The organism is Pseudomonas sp. IT-P4 (genome assembly GCF_949767755.1).
Taxonomy (GTDB): domain Bacteria; phylum Pseudomonadota; class Gammaproteobacteria; order Pseudomonadales; family Pseudomonadaceae; genus Aquipseudomonas; species Aquipseudomonas monachiensis.
In genome coordinates this window covers 344,812-359,254 of record NZ_CATKPX010000023.1, presented here as the reverse complement: position 1 = coordinate 359,254, position 14,443 = coordinate 344,812, and the positions used below count along the sequence as shown (strand labels likewise).

Below are 14,443 nucleotides of genomic sequence, written 5' to 3'. Positions count from 1 at the left end.
GTCGTTGGGTAAGACTTGAGTTATTGAGCCCAGCGCAATTGCGTAGGCAAGGGTGAAACAGGTTCCGGTTCCGGCGGTTGGCCGGGCAGCGCCAGCACGCGATTTAGCACTTCGGTTTCCAGCGCCGCCAGCCGATGGGAACCACGAACCCGAGGGCGCGGCAGTTCCACGTGCAGGTCGAGGCCGACTTCGCCGTCTTCGATCAGGATCACCCGATCGGCAATCGCCACGGCTTCACTGACGTCATGGGTCACCAGCAACACCGTGAAGCCGTGCTGCTGCCAGAGCCGTTCGATCAGTTGCTGCATTTCAATTCGGGTCAGGGCATCCAGCGCACCCAAAGGTTCGTCGAGCAACAGCAGGCGCGGCTGATGAATCAACGCACGAGCCAATGCCACGCGTTGCTTCTGCCCACCGGACAGCGCGGCCGGCCACTCGTGGGCACGATCGGCCAGGCCCACCGCTTCCAAAGCTTCAAGCGCCTGCGGCCGCCAGTTCCCCTTGAGGCCCAGACCGACGTTGTCGATGATCTTTTTCCAGGGCAGCAAACGCGCTTCCTGGAACATCAGCCGCGTATCCTCCCGCGCATCACTCAATGGCGCGGCACCAGCGAACAACTCACCGCCGCTTGGTTGATCGAGGCCGGCGAGCAAGCGCAACAGGGTACTTTTGCCGCAACCACTGCGACCGACCACAGCGACAAACTGGCCCGCCGGAATGTGCAGGTCGATCTCGCGCAGCACCTGCCGCGCACCGAAGGTTTTTTGCAACTTGCGCACCACCAGCGGAGTCCCGCGCAGCAGGCGTGGAGGCTGTTGGGCAGTCATACCGAACCTCCCCTCGCAACCTGATACGCCGGATGCCAGCGCAGCCACACTCGTTCAAGTCCACGGGCCGCGAGGTCTGCCAGTTTGCCGAGCACCGCGTACAACAGAATCGCCAGCACCACCACGTCGGTCTGCAAGAACTCCCGGGCATTCATCGCCAGATAGCCGATGCCGGAACTCGCGGAAATGGTTTCCGCGACGATCAACGTCAGCCACATGAAGCCCAGCGCGAAGCGTACGCCAACCAGAATCGAAGGCAGCGCCCCCGGCAAAATCACCTGCCAGAACAGGCTGAAACCGCTCAGGCCATAGCTACGCGCCATCTCTACCAGCGCCGGGTCGACATTGCGGATGCCGTGATAGGTGTTGAGGTAAATCGGGAACAAGGTGCCCAGCGCCACCAGGAAAATCTTTGCCGACTCATCAATGCCGAACCACAGGATCACCAGTGGAATCAGCGCCAGGTGCGGCACGTTGCGGATCATCTGCACCGAACTGTCGAGCAAGCGCTCGCCCCACTTCGACAGACCAGTGATGAAGCCAAGGGTCAGGCCGATGCCACCACCGATGGTGAAGCCCAGCGCGGCACGCCAGCCACTGATCGCCAAGTGCGTCCAGATTTCGCCACTGCGCACCAGGCTCACGCCGGCCTCGATGACGGCGATGGGTGCCGGCAGGATTCGTGTCGACAACCAGCCCGCCGACACACTCAACTGCCACACCGCCAGCAACAACACCGGCAACGCCCAGGGCGCCAGGCTGTGGATGATTTTCTTCATGATCGCGCCTCAGCTCTGGGACGCGGCTTTTGGCAGAATGTCGTTGGCGACCATCTCGCCGAACGGGCTGACGTAACCGGCGCTCTTCGGCAGTTCAGGACGCTCGACATCGAGGTGCGGGAACAGTAACTCCGCCACCCGGTACGACTCCTCCAAGTGTGGATAACCGGAGAAGATGAAGGTATCGATGCCCAGGTCCGCGTACTCCTTCACGCGGGCGGCCACGGTCGGACCATCGCCCACCAGCGCCGTACCGGCACCGCCGCGCACCAGACCGACGCCGGCCCACAGGTTAGGACTGACTTCCAGGTTGTCACGGCTTCCGCCATGCAGCGCAGCCATGCGTTGCTGACCGACCGAATCGAAACGCGCCAGCGAAGCCTGGGCACGGGCGATGGTTTCGTTGTCCAGATGCGAGATCAATTTGTCCGCCGCTTGCCAGGCTTCGGCGTTGGTTTCACGCACGATCACATGCAGGCGAATGCCGAAGCGTACGGTGCGACCAAGCCTGGCGGCCTTGGCACGGACCTGTTCGATTTTTTCCGCAACGGCGGCCGGTGGTTCGCCCCAGGTCAGGACCATTTCCACCTGTTCGGCGGCCAGATCCTGGGCGGCTTCAGAGGAACCGCCGAAGTACAGCGGCGGACGCGGTTGCTGGATCGGCGGATAGAGCAATTTCGCCCCCTTCACGCTGATGTGCTGGCCGTCGTAATCGACGGTTTCGCCTTCCAGTACCCGACGCCAGATGCGGGTGAATTCCACCGAGGCCTGATAGCGCTCTTCGTGGCTCAGGAACAGACCATCGCCCGCCAACTCTTCCGGATCCCCACCCGTCACCAGATTGAACAACGCACGACCGCCGGACAGTCGATCCAGGGTCGCAGCCTGACGCGCCGCCACCGTCGGGGAAATGATCCCCGGGCGCAGGGCAACCAGGAACTTCAAGCGCTGGGTCACAGGAATCAGCGATGCCGCCACCAGCCACGAGTCTTCGCAGGAGCGACCGGTAGGAATCAGCACACCGCCGAAGCCCAGACGATCCGCCGCTTGCGCCACTTGTTGCAGATAACCGTGGTCAACGGCGCGAGCGCCTTCGGCGGTGCCAAGGTAATGGCCGTCGCCGTGGGTAGGCAGGAACCAGAAAATATTGAGGCTCATGGAGTGGTCTCCTTGGGGAATCGAATTATTGGGCTTTGGTTACTGAGCTTTGGGCAACGGCAGCCGGCGGCGTCCAGATCACGTCTTTAATGCTCAACTGCTTGGGAATCAGCTTGAGCTGGTAGAAGCTGTCGGCGATTTTCTGCTGTGCGGCGACCACTTCCGGGGTGAGGAACAGCGCGCCATAGCCCTGGCGTTTCACCGAGGTCAGGGTGATGTCCGCTGGCAGGCCGAGCAGCGGTGAAACCTGTTGGGTCACCTCTTGCGGGTTAGCCTTGGACCACTCGCCTACCGCGCGCACTTCTTCCACCAGTGTCTTGATCACCTCGGGATTTTTCTGCGCATAAGGCTTGGTTGCCAGGTAGAACTGATGGTTGTCGACGATGCCTTGGCCATCGCGCAGGGTGCGCGCTTGCAGCTGTTGTTCGGCAGCGGCCTGGTACGGGTCCCAGATCACCCAGGCGTCGACACTGCCACGCTCGAACGCGGCGCGGGCATCGGCCGGCGGCAGGAATACGGTCTGGATGTCGGTGTATTTGAGGCCGGCATCTTCCAGCGCACGCACCAGCAGGTAGTGCACGTTGGAGCCCTTGTTGAGCACGATTTTCTTGCCCTTGAGGTCCGCCACCGACTTGATCGCCGAGTCCTTCGGCACCAGGATCGCCTCACTGTGCGGCGCTGGCGGTTCATAGGCGACGTAGAGCAGATCGGCACCCGCTGCCTGGGCAAACACCGGAGGCGTTTCGCCGGTAACACCGAAGTCGATGGAGCCGACGTTCAGGCCTTCAAGCAGTTGCGGGCCACCGGGGAATTCCGTCCATTGCACGTCCACACCTTGGGCGGCGAGACGTTTTTCCAGGGTGCCCTTGGCTTTGAGCAGCACCAGGGTGCCGTATTTCTGATAGCCGATTCGTAGCACGCCTTCCCGGGTAGAAAGCGCCTGAGCTTGAGTAATGGCGCCGAAGGTCAAAGCCGCAGCAAACAGAGCGACCAGACCACGACGCAAAATGACAGGGCGCATGGCGCTCTCCTTTTTGCAGTTGGGTTTTGGCTGCACCTGCTTGCCCGTTGGCGGGCGAGTAAGGCCAGTACTTCAATTTTTTGGTGAGGTTCAAATGCTCCAGCGAGCACTCAACAAACGATCATTCAACAGGTTCGGGTCGAGCGGCTTGGGCCGTCGCGCCATGGCGCTGAAAAACAGCTCCAGCGATTCATTCAGTCGTTGTTCCAGCTCCGGTGCCAACTGCGCCTGGGCGCTGCCTTCGCCGTAGGCGATCTGGCTGTCGACGGCGAAAATGCCTTGCAGCATTTCCTGGGCCTTCAATGCCGACAGCACCGGCTTGAGCGCGTAATCCACTGCCAACATATGGGCGATGCTGCCGCCAGTGGCCATCGGCAGAACCACCTTGTGGCTCAAGGCGCGTTCGGGCAGCAGATCCAGCACGACTTTCAGTGCTCCGGAAAACGATGCCTTGTAAACCGGTGTGGCGATCAGCAGGCCATCGGCATTTTCAATCTGTTGCAACAAGTCGATCACCTTGGGGCTGTCGAAGCGTGCGTGCAGCAAGTCCTCGGCCGGGAAGTCCCGCACCTGATAACTCACTACTTCCACGCCCTGCCCTTGCAACCAACGCTGGGAGCGATCCAGCAGCACCCCGGAACGAGAGCGCTGACTGGGACTGCCACCGAGTGAGACAACCAACATTCAGACGATTCCTTGCACGGTGTTGGCGATTCGCGGTTTGCGATCTCGCTTCGATGGAGTGACCTTAACAGCTGATTAATATATCCATAAATCATATTTATTCATTTGGTTATGCATAAAAGAAATATATAAACCGGTTTCTTCCAGGCAAAAAAACAGGCCGTCGAAACGGCCTGAAATCCCCTGCTTTGTGGGTGCCTTGAAAAGATCGCAGCCTGCGGCAGCTCCTACAGGGATCGACGTATGCACGTAGGAGCTGCCGCAGGCTGCGATCTTCTGACCTTCAACGATTGGGCTGCGGCGTCAGACGCAGGTAAGGCTTGACCGCCCGATAGCCCTTGGGAAAGCGCTGTTTGATTTCATCTTCATCCTTGAGCGACGGTACGATCACCACCTCATCACCGTCTTGCCAGTTGGCCGGCGTGGCCACCTTGTAGTTGTCGGTGAGTTGCAGCGAGTCGATCACCCGCAGGATTTCATTGAAGTTGCGGCCGGTGCTCGCCGGGTAGGTAATCGTCAGCCGGACCTTTTTCTTCGGGTCGATCACGAACAGACTGCGCACGGTCAGGGTGTCGTTGGCGTTGGGGTGGATCAGGTCGTAGAGGTCCGAGACCTTGCGGTCGGCGTCATCCAGGATCGGAAAGTTGACCACGGTGCCCTGGGTTTCGTTGATGTCCTCGATCCACTTGTGGTGCGACTCCACCGGGTCCACTGACAAAGCGATGGCCTTGACGTCGCGCGCGGCGAACTCATCCTTGAGCCTCGCGGTGAAGCCCAGCTCAGTCGTGCACACCGGTGTGAAGTCCGCGGGATGGGAAAACAGCACGCCCCAGCTATCGCCCAGCCACTGATGGAAACGGATGGTGCCTGCGCTGGAGTTCTGTTCGAAATCGGGGGCGATATCGCCAAGTCTGAGACCCATGGTGCTGCTCCTTGTAAGTGCTTGATGGGTTCAACTGTGCCTGTGTTTTTTATCTATTAAAAAGAATAAATATCGATTTATTTAGATCATAAAGAAATATTAAATATCTGTTCACTGGACGTGCCCGCGCAACCGGCCGAACATCGCCCCCAAGGTTCGAGAAGGCCTTGAGTTGCTGCAAAGAGGGAAGTTCAAGGCGGGATTACGGGGGTGAACCCGTCTTGAAAATGTAAAAGCCCCGCCCGGTGCAATACCGGGCGGGGCTTTTTTGTCTCGGTTACGCGAGCGCTTATTACAACAGCGGGATCGAGTAGCTGACGATCAGGCGGTTTTCGTCCTGCGAACGGGTGTTCGGCAGGTCGGTGCGCCACGTGGCGTTTTTCCACATCAGGCCGAGGTTCTTCAGCGCGCCGGACTGAACGACGTAACCCACGGTCAGGTCGCGCTCCCACTCAGAGGCACCATTGGCCGCCTCGCCCCCCTTGGCGTTAACGGTATCGATATTGTCACCGCGCAGGTACACCAGGCCAGCCGTCAGGCCAGGTACGCCGACCTTGGCGAAGTCATAGGAGTAGCGTGCTAGCCAGGTACGCTCGCCAGCACGGCCGAACTTCTGGATTTGCGAATCGGTGATGGTGTAGTTCGACGAACCGTCGCCCTGGTTCAGCCAAGGGAAATCGCTGCTGCCGTTGCTGACCTGATAACCGCCACCGAAGGTGTGACCGGCAACGGAGTACAGGAACAGGCCGCTGTACAGGTTGTTGTCGACCTTGCCCTTGCCGTTGGCTGCACCGCTGTAGTTGCCAGTGGTGTAGTACAGAGGATCGTGACCGTTGGCACCGTCGTCGGAGCTGTTGAAGTAACGCAAGTCAGACTTCAGCACGCCAGGGCCGATGGCCCAGTTGTGCACCAGACCCAGGAAGTGTTGCTTGTAGAACTCTTCCAGGGTGCCGTAGTAGTACTGGGCCGTCAGGTCCTTGGTGATCTTGTAGTCGCCACCGGCATAGATGAACTTGTTGCTGTCGCGGCCTGCAGCGGAACGGCTGTTGGCGCCAGAGATAGACAACTGTTCATTGTTGCTCGAGTTACGACCTTTTACCTGCTCGATCTGACCGCCGATCAAGGTCAGGTCCTTGATGTCGTTCGAGGAGATCTGGCCACCCTGCCAGGTTTGCGGCAACAGACGACCGTCGTTGGTCACGATCACCGGCAGCTTGGGCTGCAAGGTACCCAGCTTCAGCTCGGTCTGGGAGATCTTGGCTTTGGCAGTCAAACCCAGGCTGGAGAAGTCATCAACCGCTTCGCCGTTGGACTTGCTCGGGAACACGGTGCCGCCATACGAGTTGTTGCTCGCGCCGTTGGTGCCGCCACCGGAATCCAGTTTGACGCCCAACAGGCCGATCGCATCGATACCGAAGCCGACGGTGCCCTGGGTGTAACCCGAGATGAAACGTAGATCGAAGCCTTGGCCCCATTCTTCGTTTTTGTTCGGGCCAGTACCGTCACGGTAATCGGTATTGATGTAGAAGTTACGCAGCCCCAGTGTTGCCTTGCTGTCTTCGATAAAACCCGCGGCGCTTGCCTGCTGGGTCAAAACCCCGACGGCCACAGCCATGGCCAAGGTGGACTTGTTCATGTTTCGCTCCTCTCGTTTCTAGTTCTGATGTTCCTGGTCCCGAATCGATTGCCCGGGATCCTGAATGCATTAATTCGCGGCAAACCGTCTAGGCCGGTCGTTTTGCGGGCCGCAGGATACATGGCCTTAAAGCCAAAAAGAATTTTTTGATAGTTTTTAATTCCGCTTAGGAATATGGCTTCCCACGACAGATCCGAGGTATCGGCGGCAAGGCCGAATCCTGAACCTGAGCAAATATCGAGGGACGAAACTGCCAAATCCGGGCTCAGGGATGAGTGGCGGACAGGCGCACTTTAAGCGGGATATTTAAAAACCAAAAAGAATAATAAATAATCAGCAAAGATCTTTATGGAATATAAAAGAACGAACAAAAAAAACCTCGCCAGCGGGCGAGGTTTTTTTCTCAAGGCTTGTTACAGGAAGCTGTAGGTGTAGTTGAAGATCAGACGAGTCTGGTCAACATCAGGGTTGTTGGAGACTTCACTGCCACGGTAGACGCCATTACGCAGCGTTACGCCGAAACCTTTGAGCGTGCCCTGCTGGATGGTGTAGTCGATCCGCATGTCGCGTTCCCACTCGGAGCCATCAGGGCCGCTGCCGTTGGTAGCCTTGATGTTGTCGCCATGCAGGTAGGCGATCGAAGTTTTCAGGCCCGGCACGCCCAGTCCGGCGAAGTCATAGGAGTATTGACCGAAGGTGGTGTTTTCACCGGCACGAACAAACCCGTTGATCATGGAATCGGTGAACAGGTAGAAGCTGGCGCCGCCGTTCCCTTCCGGACGGCCATTGCCATCGACCACGTTGCCCTGGTTCAGGTAGACAAAACCACCGTCATCGCTGACGCGCTGATGACCGACCAGGAAGGCATTGCCACCCAGGGTGTAGGTGAACATGGCGCTCCAGGTCTTGTTGTCGACCTCGCCCGGGGTCTTGGCGAAACCGTTGTTGTTGTTGAAACGGAAACCCGGATCACCGTTCTTGCCGTCGGAGCTGCTGTCGAAGTAGCGAATATCAGTCTTGAAGGACTGCTTGGCGTCGATCGTAAACACGTGGACCAAGCCCAGGAAGTCCTGCTTGTAGTAGTCCTTCAGATTCGAGTGGTAGTACTGCAGGGTCAGGTCCTTGGTGACCTTCCAGTCAGCACCACCGTAGTAGAACTTGTTGCTGTCCTCTGTACCGCCAGCCACGGCCAGGCCGGTGGAGTTCGAAGAAGCGCGACCCGCCGAATGCTCCAACTGACCTGCGTTGAAGGTCACGTTGTCGATTTCTTTCGAAGTGATGGTGCCGCCTTCAAAGGTCTGCGGCAGCAGACGGCTGTCGTTCGCGACCAGGATCGGCAAGTTGGGTGCCAGAGCGCCACCCAGGTGGGCTTCGGTCTTCGAGAAGCGCGCCTTGACGTTGGCCGCCGCACGGCTCCATTCGTGCACGGCCGAACCATCGGTGTCGCTTGGGAAGAAGGTGTTGTTGTCCGGGTGGTGACCCTTGCCGCCGTCCAGGTGGATACCCAGCAGTGCCTGGGCGTCGATACCGAAACCGACAGTGCCTTGGGTGAAACCGGACAGATAATCGAATTTCAGGCCTTCCGCGGACTCTTTCTGATCCGCACCGCCTTCACGGTTATCGTTGTTGTAATACATGGTCCGGGAACTGATGGACGCCTTGCTGTCTTCCAGGAAACCTGCGGCGCCTGCCTGCTGCGCCAAAACCCCTACGGCCACGGCCAAAGCCAAGGTGGACTTGTTCATTGTGTAGCTCCTCTCGATTCTAATTCTTGTATTCCTGGTCTCGAGTCGTCGCCCGAAATCCTAAGATTCGCGATTAGCGCCAGACCGTGACCCACAAGTCAATCGTAACCATGTGTGTCTACGACCATAGTCTAATCCCCGTTTTTTGGTCCCTGCCGGGTCATGAGTTCGTCATGAACCTGAAAAGAATTACCCGATTCTTTTCTAATACCGTTTAGGAATTTAGCGCCCGATTTACAGATCCCCCAGAACAGAGGGTTCGGCTCATAAGCTAATTCCTAAAAAGTATTTATTTTTTTTTTTTTAGATCGATTAGTTTTTTACGCAATTCGGAAACAAATCCTTTACCGAAAGGCGGCCCCATGACGACCAAACGCGCACTATCCGGACCAATTGTTACAGTTTGTGTATCTCTCGCATTTTCTTTCGCCGCCCAGGCAGCAAACCTCACTGTCGGCTATCAAACCGGAATCGACCCCAGCAAAGTCCCCCAGGCCGATGGCCTTTATGAAAAAACCATTGGCCAGCCCATCGACTGGCGACGCTTCAACAGCGGCCCGGAAGTGGTCACGGCGATTGCCTCCGGTGATGTGCAAATCGGCAATCTCGGCTCCAGTCCGCTGGCCGCTGCCGCCTCGCGCAACCTGCCGATTGTCGCGTTCATCGTCTCGGCCCAGATCAACGCGGCCGAAGCGTTGGTGGTGCGCAACGGCAGCGGCATCGAGAAACCGCAAGATCTGATCGGAAAGACCATCGCCACGCCTTTCGTTTCAACCTCCCACTACAGCCTGCTTGGTGCGCTGAAGCACTGGGGCCTGGACAGTTCGCAAGTCAAAGTGGTGAACCTGCAGCCGGCGGAAATCGCAGCAGCCTGGAAGCGTGGTGATATTGATGGCGCGTTTGTCTGGTCGCCCGCCCTGGGAGAAATCCGCAGGACTGGCAAGACCCTGACCGACGCTGCGCAGGTAGGCCAATGGGGTGCACCCACCTTTGAAGTCTGGGTGGCGCGCAAGGATTACGCCGAGAAGCACCCGGAGGTGGTGGCCAGATTCGCCAAGGTCACCCTCGACGCCTTTGCCGACTACGCAGCGCATAAAGCCGACTGGACGGTGGACTCGGAGCCCGTGCAGAAAATCGCCAAACTGACCGGTGCCAATGCCGCCGATGTGCCGGAGTTACTGGCCGGATCCGCATTCCCGGATGCCAAGGCGCAACAGAGCACCGCGCTACTGGACGGCGGCACGGCCAAGGCCATTGGCGAGACGGCGAAATTCTTGAAGGAGCAAGGGAAGGTGGAGACGGTGCTGGCGGACTATTCGCCGTATGTCAGTGCGAAGTTTGTGCAGGAGTAACACAAGGTTCCTGTAGGAGCTGCCGCAGGCTGCGATCTTTTGATATTGAAAAAGCAAAATCAAAAAGATCGCAGCCTGCGGCAGCTCCTACAAAAGTCGTTCAAACCTCAAAGGGCTTTTTCGAAGATCTTCGAATTACGCTGATAGTTGTACAGCGACGCCCGCGCCGACGGCAGACGGTCAACGCTGCTCGGCACAAAACCACGCTCGCGGAACCAGTGAGCGGTACGGGTGGTAAGGACGAACAAAGTCTTCAAACCCTGAGCCCGGGCGCGGGTCTCGATGCGCTCCAGCAATTCATCACCGCGACCGCCATGGCGATACTCCGGATTCACCGCCAGGCACGCCAGTTCACCGGCATCCGAATCGGCAATCTGATACAGCGCCGCACAGGCGATGATCATGCCTTCGCGCTCGACCACGCTGAACTGCTCGATCTCGCGCTCCAGCACCTCGCGGGAACGGCGCACCAGGATGCCCTGCTCTTCCAGCGGGCTGATCAAATCCAGCAGTCCGCCGACGTCTTCGATGGCCGCTTCGCGCACCACTTCGAACTGCTCCTGGGCCACCAGCGTACCGCCGCCGTCACGGGTGAACAGTTCGGTCAGCAGTGCACCGTTCTCGGCATAACTGACGATATGACTACGGGCCACACCGCCACGACAAGCTTCGGCAGCGGCATCCAACAGTTCCGCCTGATAGTTACTGCCCAGGCGCTGCAAATGCGCCGGCACCTGTTGCGGACGCAATTCGCGCACCAGGCGCCCGTTTTCGTCGATCAAGCCCAGTTCGGCGCCAAACAGCAGCAGCTTGTCCGCGCCCAGATCAATGGCCGCGCGGGTGGCGACGTCTTCGCAGGCCAGGTTGAAAATTTCCCCGGTCGGCGAATAGCCCAGCGGCGACAGCAGCACGATGGAGCGCTCGTCCAGCAAACGGTTGATGCCCTTGCGGTCGACCCGGCGCACCTCGCCGGTATGGTGATAGTCGACGCCTTCAAGCACGCCGATCGGCCGTGCCGTCACCAGGTTGCCGCTGGCCACCCGCAGGCGCGAGCCCTGCATCGGCGACGAAGCCATGTCCATCGACAGGCGAGCCTCAATGGCAATGCGCAACTGGCCAACTGCGTCGATCACGCACTCCAGGGTCGCGGCATCGGTGATACGCATACCGTGGTGGTAATGCGGGGTCAGGCCGCGGGCCGTGAGGCGCGCTTCGATTTGCGGGCGGGAACCGTGAACCAGTACCAGACGCACACCCAGGCTGTGCAACAGCACCAGGTCGTGGACGATATTGCCGAAGTTCGGATGCTCAACGCCGTCGCCGGGCAGCATGACGACAAAGGTGCAATCGCGGTGGGCGTTGATGTAAGGCGAAGCGTGACGAAGCCAATTGACGTATTCGGGCATGAACCTGGGCCTGTAATAAATAGCAGCCGAAAAAAGGGCGAAACAGAAAAACGCACAGCGGGCTGATGGTTATCGTCGGAACAGGCTTGGCGACACGCGCGCTCTCCTCATGAATACGGGTTGGGGTACCGGCAATTTAAATGCCCGCCCTTTATACGAACGGCGCCGGTGCCAGGCAATAGTGTTCGATCAGTTGCCTTAATAGATGCACCGTAGGCTGCAAACGTGACATTTCGAGGTATTCTCCCGGCTGGTGGGCGCAAGCGATATCACCCGGGCCAAGCACCAGCGTTTCACAGCCAAGGCGCTGAAGATAAGGTGCTTCGGTGCCGAACGCCACTGCTTCGGCGCTGTGACCGGTGAGCTTTTCGGCAAGGCGTACCAACTCGGCGTCCTCAGCCTGCTCGAACGGCGGCACTTCAGGGAACAACGGCGCGTAATCGATCTTGACCTGATGCCGCTCGGCAACCGGCTTGAGCTTCTGCAGGATCTCGGCGCGCAGGACTTTGGGGTCCATGCCGGGCAGCGGGCGCAAATCGAATTCCAGCGAACACTGGCCGCAGATGCGGTTGGGGTTGTCGCCGCCATGGATGCAGCCGAAATTCATCGTTGGCATCGGCACGCCAAACTGCGGATTGCGGAATTCGCGCTGCCACAACAGGCGCAGGCCACGCAGTTCACCGATGGCATCGTGCATGGCTTCCAGGGCGCTGTGGCCCAGGCGCGGGTCGGAGGAATGACCGCTCTGCCCGAGAATGTCGATGCGTTCCATCATGATGCCTTTGTGCATGCGGATCGGCTTGAGCCCGGTCGGCTCGCCGATCACCGCCGCCCGCCCCAGCGGTCGCCCCGCTTCGGCCAGCGCGCGGGCACCGGACATCGAACTTTCTTCATCGCAGGTGGCGAGAATCAGCAACGGCTGTTTGAACGGTTGATCGAGCAGCGGTTTGACCGCCTCGATGGCCAGGGCGAAAAAACCCTTCATGTCACAACTGCCCAGGCCAATCCAACGACCGTCGACTTCAGTCAGCTTCAACGGGTCGGTTTGCCACAGCGCGCCGTCGAACGGCACGGTGTCGCTGTGCCCGGCCAGCACCAAGCCGCCGGGGCCGGAGCCGAAACTGGCCAGCAGGTTGAACTTGCCAGGGCTGACCTGCTGGATCTCGCAGGTGAAACCCAGCTCACCGAGCCACGTCGCCAGCAGATCGATAACCGGGCGGTTGGTTTGATCGAGACTGGGCTGCGTGCAACTGACCGACGGTGCGGCGATCAACGCAGCGAATTGTTCTTTCATCGATGGCAATGGCATCGCTGACTCCCGGCACCCGAATTGAGGTCCATCATAGAACCAACCGATGACAGGAATAAACCGTCTCGGCGCGTACTAACCGTGAGTCCTGTACACTGCACGACCTTGGCAGCCACACATTCCCCCGGCTGCGCTCCCGATCCTGGATTTTCCGGCCATGCAGAAAGAAACCGAAATCAAACTCCGCGTCAGCCGCGAAACCCTCGCCGCCCTGCGCGAGCACCCGTTACTGAAAAAACGCAACAAAAGTGGCTGGGAACGCCGTGAGTTGATGAATCAGTACTTCGACACGCCCGAGCGCGACCTGGCCCAGGCCAAAGTCGCCCTGCGCCTGCGCAAGGATGGCGAAGAAGTGATTCAGACCCTCAAGACCCGCGGCCAGAGCGTCGCCGGCTTGTCCGAGCGTAATGAATTCAACTGGCCCCTGCCCAAGGCCAAGCTCGACTTGAAGAAACTCGACGGCGAATGCTGGCCCGAGGAACTGGCCGAGCTGGACAAGAAGACCCTGAAGCCAATCTTCACCACCGACTTCGTCCGCGAACGCGCGGAAATCGCCTGGGGTCGCGGCAAGACCAAAGTGGTCATCGAAGCCGCGCTGGACCTGGGTCACGTCGTGGTTGGCAAGCAGAAAGAAGAAATCTGTGAGCTGGAACTGGAACTGCGCGAAGGCGAGCCGGCAGCCCTGCTGGAACTGGCCGCCGAGCTGGCCGAGAAACTGGCCCTGATGCCTTGCGACATCAGCAAGGCCGAGCGCGGTTATCGCCTGTACGACGCCCACAGCTATTCGTTGAGCCTGCCGGCGCCGCAGATCACCGCCGAAACGCCGCTGGACGACGCGTTCGCCGCGCTGAGCTGGCATTTGCTGGGCAGCAGCCAGCGTCTGGCCGAGCAGTATCGCTTCAATGGTCACTGGCGCCTGTTGCAGGACTGGATCGAATGTCTCGCGGAAATGCGCGCGCTGATCAGCAGCCTGGGCCAGGCCGCTCCGCGTCAGTCGACCCACGACCTGCGTATCGCCCTTGATGCCTTGCTGGAAGACTGGCGCCCGCTGGTCCAGGCCGGTCTGGAAGATGAAGACGTGCGCAAAGCCGCGCCCGAGCAGTTCCTCGAAGAGCTCGAAGACCCGCGCTGGGGCCTGTTCTCCCTGACCAGCTCGCGCTGGCTGCTGGCCCGCACCTGGGCCGCCGACCGCAACACCCGTGGCAATCGCCAGGGCGCTGCGCAACTGGGCAGCTGGTTGCCGCGCCTTTTGGGCGAAGAGGCCACTTCGTTGCAATTGCAACGTTACCAGCAACAACCGGAAGACCTGGCCGAGCAACTGCCGCGCATCGAACGCATCCAGGTCTGGCTGCACCATGCGCGTAACGTGCTGGAGATCCCGGAAATGGATCGCCTCTACGGCGAGCTGAACAAACTGGCGCAACTGGCTAACGAATCGATCACCGACGAAGTCCTGGATGCGCGCAAGCAGCAGGCGATTGCGGTGTATCAGAACCGTGCCTGGAAAATGTTACTGCGCCTGTAATACCGAAAAGATCGCAGGCTTCGCCAGCTCCTACGGGTGTACTCCATCCGAATGTAGGAGCTGCCGCAGGCTGCGATCT

12 protein-coding genes are annotated in these 14,443 nt (G+C 59.4%); 2 read left to right on the top strand and 10 right to left on the bottom strand.

What is annotated here, in order from left to right; all coding sequences use genetic code 11:
• Positions 1–20: 20 nt before the first annotated feature.
• From ssuB to ACM6IT_RS08180, 8 genes are all read right to left on the bottom strand, one after another.
• On the bottom strand, positions 21–827 hold the full coding sequence (ssuB, locus tag ACM6IT_RS08215; RefSeq protein WP_056726419.1) for an aliphatic sulfonates ABC transporter ATP-binding protein: 807 nt from the start codon (positions 825–827) through the stop codon (positions 21–23).
• Positions 824–1,606, bottom strand: coding sequence for an aliphatic sulfonate ABC transporter permease SsuC (gene ssuC / locus ACM6IT_RS08210; protein ID WP_056726418.1), 783 nt, complete (start codon positions 1,604–1,606; stop codon positions 824–826). Before ssuC ends, ssuB begins: the two co-directional genes overlap by 4 nt.
• Before the next feature lie 9 nt (positions 1,607–1,615).
• Complete coding sequence (ssuD, locus tag ACM6IT_RS08205) at positions 1,616–2,764, bottom strand: FMNH2-dependent alkanesulfonate monooxygenase (RefSeq protein WP_056726417.1); 1,149 nt, start codon at positions 2,762–2,764, stop codon at positions 1,616–1,618.
• Positions 2,765–2,789: 25 nt separating this feature from the next.
• Positions 2,790–3,785 carry a sulfonate ABC transporter substrate-binding protein gene (locus ACM6IT_RS08200; RefSeq protein WP_409078180.1) on the bottom strand — a complete coding sequence of 332 codons (996 nt, stop codon included), beginning with the start codon at positions 3,783–3,785 and terminating at the stop codon, positions 2,790–2,792.
• Positions 3,786–3,875: 90 nt separating this feature from the next.
• A complete protein-coding gene (gene ssuE, locus ACM6IT_RS08195) occupies positions 3,876–4,469 on the bottom strand; it encodes an NADPH-dependent FMN reductase (RefSeq protein WP_056726415.1) in 594 nt (197 codons plus the stop codon).
• 283 nt (positions 4,470–4,752) lie between these two features.
• On the bottom strand, positions 4,753–5,391 hold the full coding sequence (locus tag ACM6IT_RS08190; RefSeq protein ID WP_056726414.1) for a peroxiredoxin: 639 nt from the start codon (positions 5,389–5,391) through the stop codon (positions 4,753–4,755).
• Positions 5,392–5,683: 292 nt separating this feature from the next.
• The gene (locus ACM6IT_RS08185) at positions 5,684–7,027 is read right to left on the bottom strand and encodes an OprD family porin (protein WP_223541303.1); all 1,344 of its coding nucleotides are present in this window, start codon (positions 7,025–7,027) and stop codon (positions 5,684–5,686) included.
• Between the two features lie 413 nt (positions 7,028–7,440).
• Positions 7,441–8,772 carry an OprD family porin gene (locus ACM6IT_RS08180; protein ID WP_414913503.1) on the bottom strand — a complete coding sequence of 444 codons (1,332 nt, stop codon included), beginning with the start codon at positions 8,770–8,772 and terminating at the stop codon, positions 7,441–7,443.
• Between the two features lie 362 nt (positions 8,773–9,134).
• On the opposite strand from ACM6IT_RS08180, the gene tauA reads away from it, so the two are divergent.
• Complete coding sequence (tauA, locus tag ACM6IT_RS08175) at positions 9,135–10,124, top strand: taurine ABC transporter substrate-binding protein (protein WP_056726411.1); 990 nt, start codon at positions 9,135–9,137, stop codon at positions 10,122–10,124.
• A 107-nt stretch (positions 10,125–10,231) separates the two neighbouring features.
• Here the strand turns inward: tauA and argA are convergent, their stop codons facing one another.
• Both argA and argE read right to left on the bottom strand, forming a co-directional pair.
• Complete coding sequence (gene argA, locus ACM6IT_RS08170) at positions 10,232–11,530, bottom strand: amino-acid N-acetyltransferase (RefSeq protein WP_223541302.1); 1,299 nt, start codon at positions 11,528–11,530, stop codon at positions 10,232–10,234.
• A gap of 151 nt (positions 11,531–11,681) precedes the next feature.
• The gene (argE, locus tag ACM6IT_RS08165) at positions 11,682–12,839 is read right to left on the bottom strand and encodes an acetylornithine deacetylase (protein ID WP_414913504.1); all 1,158 of its coding nucleotides are present in this window, start codon (positions 12,837–12,839) and stop codon (positions 11,682–11,684) included.
• A 157-nt stretch (positions 12,840–12,996) separates the two neighbouring features.
• Between argE and ACM6IT_RS08160 the strand changes: the two genes are divergently transcribed.
• Positions 12,997–14,364: an inorganic triphosphatase gene (locus ACM6IT_RS08160; RefSeq protein ID WP_414913505.1), complete on the top strand. Its 1,368-nt coding sequence runs from the start codon at positions 12,997–12,999 to the stop codon at positions 14,362–14,364.
• Positions 14,365–14,443 lie beyond the last annotated feature (79 nt).